This window comes from Neisseria weaveri (assembly GCF_900638685.1).
Taxonomy (GTDB): Bacteria; Pseudomonadota; Gammaproteobacteria; order Burkholderiales; family Neisseriaceae; genus Neisseria; species Neisseria weaveri.
This window is the reverse complement of the sequence record NZ_LR134533.1, coordinates 1905261-1916809: the sequence shown is the minus strand read 5'-3', so window position 1 is coordinate 1916809 and position 11549 is coordinate 1905261. Positions and strand designations below refer to the sequence as shown.

General features: G+C 43.3%; 10 protein-coding genes. 5 read left to right on the top strand and 5 right to left on the bottom strand.

All coding sequences use genetic code 11. The features are described 5' to 3' along the window. The first annotated feature begins 24 nt into the window (after nucleotides 1-24). Complete coding sequence (locus EL309_RS09210; RefSeq protein ID WP_004286060.1) at nucleotides 25-495, top strand: DUF302 domain-containing protein; 471 nt, start codon at nucleotides 25-27, stop codon at nucleotides 493-495. 140 nt (nucleotides 496-635) lie between these two features. Here the strand turns inward: EL309_RS09210 and gdhA are convergent, their stop codons facing one another. Next, nucleotides 636-1973 carry an NADP-specific glutamate dehydrogenase gene (gene gdhA / locus EL309_RS09205; protein ID WP_004283594.1) on the bottom strand — a complete coding sequence of 446 codons (1338 nt, stop codon included), beginning with the start codon at nucleotides 1971-1973 and terminating at the stop codon, nucleotides 636-638. A 413-nt stretch (nucleotides 1974-2386) separates the two neighbouring features. On the opposite strand from gdhA, the gene EL309_RS09200 reads away from it, so the two are divergent. Further along, on the top strand, nucleotides 2387-3181 hold the full coding sequence (locus EL309_RS09200) for a thymidylate synthase (protein ID WP_004283596.1): 795 nt from the start codon (nucleotides 2387-2389) through the stop codon (nucleotides 3179-3181). 84 nt (nucleotides 3182-3265) lie between these two features. On the opposite strand, the gene argH is transcribed toward EL309_RS09200, so the two are convergent. Then, the gene (argH, locus tag EL309_RS09195; RefSeq protein WP_172795919.1) at nucleotides 3266-4657 is read right to left on the bottom strand and encodes an argininosuccinate lyase; all 1392 of its coding nucleotides are present in this window, start codon (nucleotides 4655-4657) and stop codon (nucleotides 3266-3268) included. A 48-nt stretch (nucleotides 4658-4705) separates the two neighbouring features. On the opposite strand from argH, the gene EL309_RS09190 reads away from it, so the two are divergent. Both EL309_RS09190 and EL309_RS09185 read left to right on the top strand, forming a co-directional pair. Continuing rightward, complete coding sequence (locus tag EL309_RS09190) at nucleotides 4706-5743, top strand: sensor histidine kinase (protein WP_004283598.1); 1038 nt, start codon at nucleotides 4706-4708, stop codon at nucleotides 5741-5743. Nucleotides 5744-5834: 91 nt separating this feature from the next. After that, a complete protein-coding gene (locus tag EL309_RS09185; RefSeq protein ID WP_004286056.1) occupies nucleotides 5835-6323 on the top strand; it encodes a DUF456 domain-containing protein in 489 nt (162 codons plus the stop codon). A gap of 102 nt (nucleotides 6324-6425) precedes the next feature. Here EL309_RS09185 and EL309_RS09180 read toward each other — a convergent pair whose 3' ends face one another. Continuing rightward, entirely contained in the window at nucleotides 6426-8483 is a 2058-nt protein-coding gene (locus EL309_RS09180) for a lytic transglycosylase (protein WP_036494778.1), read from the bottom strand. A 168-nt stretch (nucleotides 8484-8651) separates the two neighbouring features. Between EL309_RS09180 and EL309_RS09175 the strand changes: the two genes are divergently transcribed. Continuing rightward, nucleotides 8652-9356, top strand: a complete 705-nt coding sequence (locus tag EL309_RS09175; RefSeq protein WP_004283606.1) for a class I SAM-dependent methyltransferase — start codon at nucleotides 8652-8654, stop codon at nucleotides 9354-9356. Nucleotides 9357-9540: 184 nt separating this feature from the next. Here EL309_RS09175 and hfq read toward each other — a convergent pair whose 3' ends face one another. After that, complete coding sequence (gene hfq / locus EL309_RS09170; RefSeq protein ID WP_004283607.1) at nucleotides 9541-9819, bottom strand: RNA chaperone Hfq; 279 nt, start codon at nucleotides 9817-9819, stop codon at nucleotides 9541-9543. 223 nt (nucleotides 9820-10042) lie between these two features. Beyond that, entirely contained in the window at nucleotides 10043-11500 is a 1458-nt protein-coding gene (gene der, locus EL309_RS09165) for a ribosome biogenesis GTPase Der (protein ID WP_036494776.1), read from the bottom strand. Nucleotides 11501-11549: the final 49 nt, after the last annotated feature.

Below are 11549 nucleotides of genomic sequence, written 5' to 3'. Positions count from 1 at the left end.
AATCGTTATTTTAAGGAGCGAACCATGAAAAAAGCCCTACAATGCCTATCCGCACTTTTTGCCACCGCAACTCTTGCAGCCTGTGCCCACTCCGGCCACCATGCCCAACATATTCCCACCCGACACAGCATAGTCAGCAAATACAGCTTTAACGAAACCGTTGCCAAATTAGAACACAACATCCGTGCCAAAAACATGACCGTGTTTGCCGTTATCGACCACCAAGCAGCCGCCGCAGAATACAAGCTGAATATGCAGCCTGCCAAAGTCATCGTATTCGGCACGCCCAAAGCCGGCACACCGCTGATGGTCAAAGACCCGGAATTTGCCCTGCAACTGCCCCTGAAAGTATTAGTTACCGAGCAGGACGGCAAAGTCAAAGTCGTATTCAACGACACCAAAGCCGTAATCCACAACAGCAAAATCCAATACAGTGAAGTTGAAAATACGCTTGCCAATGCCGAAAAACTGATCAAAAAAACCGTCAGCGAATAAGCCTATCAGGCAAACCGGTTCGAGAATAACGGCCGGCAATCGGTATAAATCCAAAACCGGCTGCAATTTTCGAAATATCAGAGCAAAAAACCCTCCGGAATATCCGGAGGGTTTTTTCATTTCAATAAGACCGAAAAGGCTTATACCACGCCTTGAGCCAACATCGCATCGGCTACTTTGACGAAACCGGCGATATTCGCACCGTTAACATAGTTCACCACATCACCTTCTTTGCCGTAACGCAGGCAAGATTCGTGAATGCTGGCCATAATGTCAAACAAGCGTCTGTCGACTTTGCCGCTTTCCCAAGACAAACGCAGAGAGTTTTGACTCATCTCCAATCCCGAAGTGGCCACACCACCTGCATTACTTGCCTTACCGGGAGCGTACAGGATTTTCGCTTTCAGGAACGCATCAACCGCACCCATGGTGCTCGGCATATTCGCACCTTCAGCTACGCAGAAACAACCGTTAGACAACAGGGTTTTCGCATCTTGCTCGTCCAATTCGTTCTGAGTCGCACAAGGCAGCGCCAAATCGCAAGGAATGCCCCAAGGTTTCTGACCGGCGAAGTAAGGCAGGTTCTGCTCTTGCGCATATACGGATAAACGCTCGCGACGTATCTCTTTCAACTCTTTCAAAGCTTCCAATTGGGCTTCGGTCATGCCTTCGGGGAAGTGTACGAAACCTGAAGAATCGGAAACGCTCAATACTTTAGCACCACGATGCAGCAGTTTTTCACAAGCATACTGCGCTACGTTGCCCGAACCGGACACAACCGCACGCTTGCCTTCCAGTGAATCGTTGCGTGTTTTCAACATGGATTCCGCAAAATATACGGTGCCGTAACCGGTTGCCTCCGGACGGATCAAGCTACCGCCGTAAGTCAAACCTTTACCGGTCAGCACAGAAGCAAATTCGTTGCGCAGACGTTTGTATTGGCCGTATAAGAAACCGATTTCACGACCACCCACACCGATATCACCTGCCGGTACGTCGGTATCGGCACCGATATGGCGCGACAATTCGGTCATGAAAGATTGACAGAAACGCATCACTTCGCCGTCGCTCTTGCCTTTAGGATCAAAATCCGAACCACCTTTACCGCCACCCATGGGCAGAGTGGTCAACGCGTTTTTGAATACCTGCTCGAACGCCAGGAACTTCAACACGCCCAAGTCAACGCTGGGATGGAAACGCAAACCGCCTTTATAAGGACCGATAGCCGAATTCATCTGTACGCGGTAACCGCGGTTAACCTGTACTTTGCCCGCATCATCAACCCAAGATACGCGGAACATAATCACACGCTCGGGCTCTACAAGACGCTCCAACAAGCCCATTTTGGTATAATGCGGATTTTTAGCCAAAAACGGCTCCAAACTCATAAATACTTCTTCTACAGCTTGATGGAAGACGACCTGATTTGGATCGCGTTGTTTGATTGTTTCAAACAAATGACTCAATGTAGTGCTCATTATTGGCTCCTGAAGTAGGTTGACTTAAAAATTTTATGTAACCAAATATAAACCTGTTTTCAACATTTGCCAAGAGAAAATCCTTAAAAAATCGCGGTTTTCAACGGTCAAAAGTAAAGCACAAAAAACCAAAATTACATTTTTGGAAAAAGTTTTTTTATAAAAAAACTTTTTATTGGATTTTTATTTTAAAAAAATAATAAATTTTAATTTATTATAATTTTTTAACATTTTTTGAATTGTTAACAATCAACGCACACAACAACAAAAGCGGTCGTCTGAAAAAAACTGCTGTTTTATGCACAACAAAAAACTGAAAAATGTTGGAATATTACTTAAAAAACGACAATTCGCCCCAATTTCGATGAAATTAAAAAACATCCGAACCCTTATCGACTTTAGAAAGTAACGACATGAAAGCTTATCAAGAACTGCTCCGGCATGTATTGGAAAACGGTACCGACAAATCCGACCGCACGGGCACCGGAACCCGTTCCGTTTTCGGTTATCAGATGCGTTTTGACTTAAACCAAGGCTTTCCTTTGGTTACCACCAAGAAACTCCACCTGCGCTCCATCATCCATGAATTACTGTGGTTTTTGAAAGGCGATACCAATATCAAATATTTGAAAGACAATAATGTGTCCATTTGGGACGAATGGGCAGACGAAAACGGCGATTTAGGCCCGGTTTACGGCTATCAGTGGCGGTCATGGCCATTACCGGACGGCGGCCATATCGACCAAATCAGCAATCTGATTGAACAAATCAAAAAGAACCCCGATTCACGGCGTTTGATTGTATCGGCATGGAACCCGGGACTGGTCGATCAGATGGCCTTACCGCCCTGCCATGCTTTATTCCAATTTTATGTTGTCGATAACAAGCTTTCCTGCCAACTCTACCAACGCAGCGCAGATATCTTTTTAGGCGTACCGTTCAATATTGCCAGCTACGCTCTGTTGACTATGATGATTGCCCAAGTGTGCGATTTGGAATTAGGCGAATTTATCCATACATTCGGCGACGCCCATTTATACAGCAACCATTTGGAGCAAGCGCAGCTTCAACTCTCCAGGGAACCGCGCCTGCTGCCGACGATGAAGTTAAATCCGGCCATCCGCAATGTATTTGAATTTAAATTTGAAGATTTCGAATTGACAGACTATGATCCCCATCCGCACATCAAAGCAGAAGTTGCGGTATAAATGTAATCAATCAAAATGCTAAGAGGCCGTCTGAAAATTCAGACGGCCTCTTTATTCAATTGAAAGACTTATTGCCCAACAAGACTACTTTTCACCTTCAATCAACGCCTGCCAACGCTTGACTTGGAAACGGACCTGCTCCGGTGCGGTTCCGCCCAAATGGTTGCGTGCATTCAAGCTACCTTCGGGAGTTAAAACCGTATAAACGTCTTCTGCCACCAAGTCCGAAAAGCCTTGCAATACATCTAAAGGCAACTCGCTTAAATCGACACCTTTTTCATCAGCATAACGTACCGCCTGAGCCACAACTTCGTGACTGTCGCGGAAAGGCATACCTTTTTTCACCAAGTAGTCAGCCAAATCGGTTGCAGTCGCAAAACCCTGCATCACGGCAGCACGCATATTTTCCGGTTTAACAGTTACACCACGCATCATATCTGCGTAAATGCGCAAAGTGTCCACCAATGTATCGACCGTATCAAACAACGGCTCTTTGTCTTCCTGATTGTCTTTGTTGTAAGCCAAAGGCTGAGACTTCATCAACATAATCAAACCGGTTAAGTGACCGATAACACGACCCGATTTACCGCGTACCAACTCAGGTACGTCAGGGTTTTTCTTCTGAGGCATAATGGAAGAACCCGTGCAGAAACGGTCGGCAATGTCGATAAAGCCGAAACGCGGGCTCATCCACAAAATCAATTCTTCGCTCAAGCGCGACAGATGTACCATAACCAAGCTTGCCGCTGCAGTAAACTCAATCGCAAAATCCCGATCCGATACGGCGTCTAATGAATTTTGACAAATTTGTTCGAAGCCCAACAGCTCGGCCGTGGTTTCCCGACGAATAGGATAAGTGGTGCCCGCCAACGCTGCGGAACCCAAAGGCATACGGTTCACACGTTTTCGACAATCAGCCATACGCTCATAGTCACGACCCAACATTTCCACATAAGCCAACATGTGATGACCGAAACTCACCGGCTGTGCAACTTGAAGATGGGTAAAGCCCGGCATCACAACATCAGCATTTCTCTCCGCCAACTCTAACAGAGACAACTGTAACTCACGGATTAATCGTTGAATTTCGGTAATTTCATCGCGCAGCCATAAACGGATATCGGTTGCGACTTGATCATTTCGACTTCTACCGGTATGCAGACGCTTACCGGCATCGCCGATTTTGTCTGTCAGACGGCGTTCAATATTCATGTGCACGTCTTCCAAATCCAACGACCACTGCAACGTACCCTGCTCAATTTCTGCTATAATAGCGGCCATACCTTGTCGGATGGCTGCCAAATCGTCCTCGCTCAAAACCCCTGCTTCAGTCAGCATTTGAGCATGTGCCAACGAACCCTGTATATCCCACTTTGCCAGGCGCTTGTCAAAATCAACCGAACCTGTATATTTCTTTACCAACTCGGAAACAGGCTCATTAAAGCGACCCGACCAAGTTTTGTTGTCATTACTCATAATTTTTTCCATAATTATTTAATTGTTGTGTGAAATTAAGGTTTTTACATGCGTATTATACGTCAAATAGCATCTTGGTTTACATTACCGGATTTACGCAATTTTGGAACCGTTCTCCGCCTGTGTCTGACATCAATGACGGCTATTCTGCTGTTTCCTTTAATCAGTGGCTCGCCAGAAAGTTACCTTAACCAAATTCGTGAACATTCACTTTGGGTCGGCCCTACCTTACTGTTGATCATTATTAAAGGCTATTTTCTCAGCCATTTCTTCTCCCCGCCTTCCTATAAAGAATATGCCACACTGGTCGCACATTTAATCAACAATGTGATTTTCTTATTGGTTGATGACATTATCTTCAGCCCGGAATTCATTTTCAATCAGCATTTCTTCCTGTTCAACTTCTTCTCTTTAGGCTTTATGTATATTGAATCAGCCAGAAGAATCAGCCTGACGCCGGCAGTATCTGAAGCACGGCTCAACGCACTTACTGCACGGATACGTCCGCACTTTTTATTCAACAGCTTAAATGCTGCCATCAGCCTCATCAGGCTGAGACCCTACGATGCCGAAACACTGCTTGAAAATCTGGCCAACCTATTCCGCGCCCAATTGCGGGACAGTACCCAAAACAGTACGCTGGGGCAGGAAATTGAGTGGGCCCAAGAATATATTGCAATCGAACAAATCCGTATGGGGCATACCCGTTTACAGGTTATGTGGCAACATAAAGCCCCGGATGATGCTGAAACACCCCATCTGTTGCTGCAACCTTTATTGGAAAATGCGGTATTTCACGGAGTAGAGTCGACCCATCGCCCCGGCTATATTTCCGTATTCACGACACACAAAAAACATTGGATTTACATCCGTATCGAAAATCCTTATGTTCCGTCGGACAACAAAGATACGGCTAAGCCGCATAAAGGAAACTCAATGGCTCTGAAAAATCTTCAGGAGCGCTTAAGCCTGATGTATGACAACGATGCCAAAATTAAAAGTGTTGAAGAAAACGGCACATTCCGTGTAGATATACGCTTACCGTATAGAAAAAAATCTTCCGATTTAAAAACTTTGTTCGGCTAAATTGACGACCAAATCAAAACCCCAAAGAGTACGATTAACACGGCAAACGACCACAATATATTTGATGTTTCATCACGGACTACTACATAGCATGACAACTTTTCTCATCATACTCGGCATTTTATTTGTCATCATCGGCCTATTGGGAACTATTTATCCTGCCATACCCGGATTGGGCTTAATGTTTGGCGGAGCTTGGTTGCTTGCCTACACCGGCGACTATCAAATAGTCGGCACCAAAACTCTAATTTTTCTAAGCATCATTACTATTGCAGGAACATTAATGGATTATGTTGCCGGAATGTTGGGAGCCAAGTTTACCGGGGCAAGCAAAAAAGCCATATGGGGTTCTCTGATCGGCGGTATTATTGGCGCATTCTTCTCCCTGCCCGGACTATTATTAGGCCCACTATTAGGAGCAGGTGTCGGAGAGTTTTCCGCACGAAAAGATTTATGGAATGCAGGAAAAGTCAGCGTCGGTACGTTTGTCGGCTTTATTATAGGTGTTGTTGCAAAATTAGGTTGCGCCTTGGTCATTGCATTGACTTTGATAGTCTCTACAATTGTCCACCTTATTTAACTAAATATTTCCAACAGCCAATGCTGCTGTATATAACAAAAAAACCGCTGAAATTTATACTTCAGCGGTTTTTTTATTATTACACTAAGATGTCTTTAAATACTAACTTCCCATCAATTTCAGGCGTTGCCCCGGAGTAATTACTTTCGTATTACCATTCCAACGCTTGATATCTTTGATATCGACCTTAAAACGACTGGCAATTGCATTCAGGGTATCGCCTTTTCTCACAGTATAAGAAACTGAACGGACGGAATTAGCCTTGTTACTCTTGCCTTTAGCTTGGTGTACTGCATTTAAATTCAAGACTTGACCCAAACGGATATTGTTGCCTTTAATGTTATTGACAGCAATCAAATCTGCAACATTAACATTATATCTTTGAGAAATATTGAATAAAGTATCACCTTGCTGGACTTTATGAGTTTTAGCATATGCCGTTTGGTTTACAGACGTTTTTTGCGCTCTTTCCAAGCGTGCTTCTGTACGCTGCTTCTGCTTGGCTGCTACAGCCGCCATTTGTGCAGAACGTAATTTGGCAGCCGACTCTTCCTGCTTAGCTTGAGCTAAAATATTTTTTGCGCTCTCCACGGCATGTACACGCAACAATGACTCCTCTGCCAAAATCTGAATAGCATCTTGCTCAAACTGTGTATTTTCAGCCACGTTTACTGATTCTGTACTCTCTGTCGGCAGTGGCAAAGGCTGCACAACGGCAGTTTGAAGGCCGTCTGAAATATTTTTCTCTGTTTTCTCAACTTGAGTCACAGCAGCAACCTGAATTTCTACTGCACTGTTTACGGGATTACCAACATCTTTGACAATCTGTGCAATCTCAGCGACCGGCTTTTCAACAACTTTAACAACTTTTATCGGTACAGGTTGCTTTTCAACGACTACATTGACAACAGGCGCATTGTTAACAGGCACAATTCTGCTTGCAGAAGCAACATTAAACATCTCCGGCATATTCGAACGGTAAGTATCAGGTGTATTATCGATATCCATACCCGCAATATGAACAAAAGCATCTTTAACGTTACCGTTTTTTGCAACCAAAATACTTCTTCCGGCTTTTAATGTGGTTCCACTAATACCATTTAAACGTTTAAGTTCAGCCAACCCCATCCCTGCGCCAGCCGCAATTTCAGACAAACTGGTAGTCACAAACGGCGTATAAACATCCCAAGACAAAAGCGTTTCAGGATTGGCTTTCCGGTAGTTTTTCTCGAAATTGCCTGCAACATCAACAGGAAGCAGCAATTTTCTATTATTCTTAGGAATAAACACCGGAGCATTAAAAGCGGGATTCAGTTTCAGAAACTCGCTTTCACTAATGCCCGCCAATTGGGTAATCTTGGCAATATCAATGGGTTTATCCAAATTCACTGCTTTAAAATACGGTTTATTCCCCACTTCACTTAAATTCATACCGAATATTTGAGGGTTATTGACAATATTTCTGACCGCCAACAACTTGGGGACATAGTTACGGGTTTCATTCGGCATACGCAAATTTTCATAAACAGGCTCCAAGCCTTGCGCTCTAGCTCTATTAATTGCTCTGCCAACATTGCCCTCACCCCAGTTATAGGCAGCCAATGCCAACGACCAATCTCCGAATAAACCGTGCAAATACTCCAAATAATTTAATGCCGCATCCGTAGCCGCATATACATCATGCCTGCCATCATACAGCGGTGTTTTTTCCAATCCATAGTGCCGCCCTGTGGCAGGCATAAACTGCCACAATCCGGATGCACCAACATGCGATTTGGCTTTGGTTACAAAAGCACTTTCAATAAACGGCAACAATGCAATTTCAGCCGGCATATTGCGTTTTTTTACTTCCGTGGCAATATGGTACATATATGGCTGACTGCGGGAAATTACTCTGTTGAAATAAGCACTGTTCGCAGCAAATTTACCTTCATGACGACGCACCAATTCCATATTGACTTCGTTCATACGGAAATCTTGGCGTAGACTGTTCCATAAACTACCTGATGCATAATTATTGACATTCCCCTGGTCGACCAATGCGGAATTCAATCTCATCATAGCCATACCGATTTGATTCGATGTAGCCGCATGCGCAGATGCTGTTGATAATGCAGAATAACCGGCGATTGCCAACACTATTGTTTTTAGTTTTACCATAGTATTTTTACATAAATAATAATTAGTCCAATCTTATTGATATTACTTCCAGAACTTAGCATCGTCAAGAAGTTAGAATGTTAATTTTTATAGAGAATTTTTAAATTTCTAGATGTTGTCAGGTAGCATGAGAAAGAAATATATTAATATTTAATACATTAAGGAAATATGATGTCGGAATACATTTTCTCTAACTGGTTTAAAAACACCGATGCCGGCAAATATATAGCAAAAAAAGAGCAACTATTCTTCCAACAGCATCTTTCATTTAACAAGTCTTCCGATATTATCCAAGTCGGCTTAAAACAACTGCCAATTTACGAACACAGTAAGGAAATATTGGCCATTCAAGACATTACTACTTTATCAAAAGAATATTATTGCCATGCAATAGATGTGCTTATTTTGCCGCACACCATCGAATATATTGATTCGACAGAAGCTTTTCTCAAAACCGCATATCAAGTTTTAAAACCTGACGGGCAAATTATTCTGACAGCTTTTAATCCTTTTTCGCTATGGTTTGTACTTAAAAAACTACACCAACATCCATTGCCAGAAAAAAGCCGTTGTTTCTCTCTGCCACATTTAAAAAAAATAATTTATGACACAGACTTTATCATTGACTCCGGACAGTTTATGGTTTATGTCCCTCCTCTCAACCATCATTCAGACTTTGAAAAATGGCGGTTTATGGAGTCAGCCGGCAACAGATGGTGGCCACACGGAGCGGCCGTTTACGGTTTAATTCTTAAGAAAAACATTTTAGGAATGCATTTAACCGGCAAAGTCAAATACTCTAGCACAGCAGAAACGCATATGACACCAAGCGTAGCTCACTCTCACATACAACAAACCAATTTGTATGACTAAGAAATCAACTTGCTGCAAAACTGGCAACCCGATGCCCGCCGACCTCTATAGGAGACAAGCCTCATTAACGACAAGAGTTATGTTTATTTAAAATCAATTGCTTATATGAATATATAAAAAATAAAAAACCTTACCCGAATGGGTAAGGTTTTTAAACTCTGCAACACGTATAAATGAATTAATTTCACTCGGCTGAAGCGGCAGTTTCCACTTGAACAGGGGCAGCTTGCTGCTTATTTTCATGCTGCAAGCTGACTGCACGGGCAGGAACAATGGTAGAAATCGCATGTTTGTAAACCATTTGCGTTACTGAAGTATTACGCAAAAGTACAACATACTGGTCGAAAGATTCTACCTGACCTTGCAGTTTGATACCGTTCACAAGGTAAATAGAAACTGGAACATGCTCTTTACGCAGTGCATTCAAAAAAGGATCTTGTAACATTTGTCCTTTAGCTGTCATATTTTAGACTCCGTTATTATGGTTTTAAAATTTACGGTCAAGTACATCTTGATTGTATCGTTGAATGGCTGTTTTTACCAATACTTTTATTTGTAAATAATCTATTAACTACAAAATAATCTATCCACAGATACCATATTACAATTCATAACCCATAAAAAACAGTATCATATAGACAAAAAGGCCGTCTGAAAATTTCAGACGGCCTTTCACAGGGTATCACTTATTTGCTTTGTAACTTTTTAATGCTGACTTTAGCTTTCTTCTTAAATCTGCTCTTTTCTTCTTTGCGGCCTTCCCGTTTTTCAATACGGTTACTTAAAGCCACCCTGCGCAAAGGTTTCTTTTTAGGTTTATCTTCAGCCTGTTCATAAGGATTATCCGAAACATTGTATTGAATACGCAACGGGGTACCTTGCAAATTAAAGGCTTTGCGGAATGTTTGGGTCAGATAACGCGTATATGCATCAGAAATGTGCTGCAACGAATTACCATGTACCACAATAACCGGCGGATTCATACCGCCTTGGTGCGCATAACGCATTTTCGGTCTGACCAAACCGGCACGAGCCGGCTGCTGCCGTTCAACTGCGCTTTGCAAAACACGGGTAATCTTCGGCGTCGGCATTTTAATCATAGCTGCATCATAAGCCGCCTGAATCGAATCAAACAAACCTTCGATACCGCGTTCTTTCAGCGCCGAAATATAATGAAATTTGGCAAAATCAAGGAAATACAATTTACGGGCAATATCTCTTTTGATCTGATTTTTCCTGTCCTCATCAATATTGTCCCACTTATTTACCGCCACCACTAACGCCCGCCCTGCTTCCAAAGCAAAACCTGCAATCGTTGCGTCTTGGTCAGCAATATCCTGCTGTGCATCCAATACCAAAACAGCCACATTAGCAGCCTCAATGGCTTGCATAGCTTTGATTACGGAAAATTTTTCAACCGCTTCATCCACTTTTCCCCGCCGTCTGACACCTGCCGTATCAATAATGGTAAACGGCTTGCCATCACGCTCAAAGTCAATATGAATGCTGTCACGCGTTGTTCCTGCCATGTCAAACGCAATCACGCGCTCTTCGCCCAAAATTGCGTTAACCAAGGTGGATTTACCGACATTCGGACGGCCGATAACGGCAAAAACGGGATGTCTAGGCTGTTCGTCCTCTTCTACCGCCTCCGGAAAATGCGCCAACACATCTTCAATCAAATAATAAACACCATCCCCATGCGCGCCCGAAATAACATAAGGATCACCCAAGGCCAATTCGTAGAACTCTGCCGATAAGACGGCATGATTTGCCCCTTCTCCTTTGTTGACCGCTAAAAACACCGGTCTGCTGCTTTGACGCAATCGGTCTGCAATAATTTTGTCTTGCGGTGTCAGGCCGGTTCTGCAATCTACCAAAAATACTACCGCATCAGCCTCATCAATTGCCTGCAATGTATGCTTTGCCATTTCGTGAAGAATGCCACTGTCAACCACCGGCTCAAAACCGCCTGTGTCCACAACCAAATACGGCTTACTTCCGACTCGGCCGTGACCGTAGTGCCGGTCTCGGGTCAAGCCCGGCAGATCTGCCACCAATGCATCTTTAGTCTTGGTCAAACGGTTGAATAATGTAGATTTACCGACATTCGGCCGACCGACCAATGCAATCGTAGGTTTCATAAATACACTCTTTTTCTTTTTTAAAGTCATCCGCCTGTTAATCAAAAAA